The organism is Caulobacter sp. CCH9-E1, assembly GCF_001556515.1.
Lineage (GTDB): Bacteria > Pseudomonadota > Alphaproteobacteria > Caulobacterales > Caulobacteraceae > Caulobacter.
In genome coordinates this window covers 1-1,331 of record NZ_LSJA01000252.1, presented here as the reverse complement: position 1 = coordinate 1,331, position 1,331 = coordinate 1, and the positions used below count along the sequence as shown (strand labels likewise).

Annotated in this window: 1 pseudogene; it reads left to right on the top strand. The window is 63.4% G+C overall.

The features are described 5' to 3' along the window. Positions 1-54: 54 nt before the first annotated feature. Positions 55-837: pseudogene (locus AX690_RS14135) on the top strand (methyl-accepting chemotaxis protein); the annotation flags it as partial. Between the last annotated feature and the right edge of the window lie 494 nt (positions 838-1,331).

Sequence of the window (1,331 nt, the reverse complement as noted above, 5' to 3'; positions counted from 1 at the left end):
CCGCTCTCCGCTAATTTACGCCCCCATCTGAGCCAAATGTCCTGACGACGGACAGCGCAGGTTGTTGCGAGCGCGGCTGCCGTCGACAGCGGTGCGCGTGAGATCTCCGCTGCTGCTGATGATTTGTCACGACGCACCGAGCATCAGGCTGCCAGTCTCGAACAAACGGCAGCTGCTTTGGACGAAGTGACTGCCACTATCCGGCAGACCTCGGAAAGCGCCCTGATGGCGCAGCAGGCCATGTCCGAAAGTCGCAACAACGTCGCCGGATCCAGCGCAGTGGCGGGCCAGGCGATCAGCGCCATGGAGCGCATCGACGCCTCTTCGCGTCAGATCGGCCAAATCATCGGGGTGATCGACGAGATCGCCTTCCAGACCAATCTTCTGGCGTTGAACGCAGGCGTTGAAGCCGCACGAGCTGGCGAAGCGGGCCGGGGTTTTGCGGTTGTGGCTCAAGAGGTGAGAGCACTCGCCCAGCGGTCCGCCGATGCCGCCAAGGAGATCAAGGGGCTGATTGCTGAAGCGTCTTCAAGCGTCCAGAGCGGTGTGGACCTTGTGGTCAAGGTAGGCGACGCACTGACCAGTGTCGTTTCCGAGTTCAGCCGAATTGAAGGGTTGGTTCGGGACATCGCGCAGGCCGCCAGAGAACAAGCTGCCGGCCTCGCCGAGGTGAACACGGCAGTAAACGAAATGGACCAGGTCACACAGCAGAACGCCGCTATGGTCGAGCAGACGACGGCGGCGAGCCACAGCCTGAGCCGCGAGGCGGTTCAGCTAGGGCGATTGGTTGAAGTGTTCGCGGGGCGCAGCAAGGGCGCGCAGCGGAACGCGGCTTAGTTTCGCTGCCCCTGGACTCCTTCCACTCTACAGGTTGCGATGAGGCGTTAGCCGCCTTATGCCGCTTTTGTTCTTCTTGGCGCACTCTAGCGAACAAACCTTGAGGTGAGCCCGATTTCGGCGGCGTCAGCCTGCGCAACGTCACCAGCTTCGGCGACTACGACAAGGCCTACCAGAACGTCTATCCCGGGGCGGTCAACGCCGCCGGGACCGCGGTCTCCCTCTCCGCCTACAACAATGCCACGCAGCGCGAGAACCTGTTCAACCAGACGGACCTGACCTGGTCGGCGGCCACAGGACGTATCGGCCACAAGCTGCTGCTCGGCGCCGAGTTCGGCCGGCAGACGACCGACAACTTCCGCCAGACCGGCTACTTCACAGGCGTCGGTCCCGCGGTGACCACGATCACGGTCCCGCTGGCCGCTCCGACAGTCTCGGTTCCGGTCACCTATCGGCAGAGCGCCACCGACGCCGACAACCACGGCGTCGCCAAG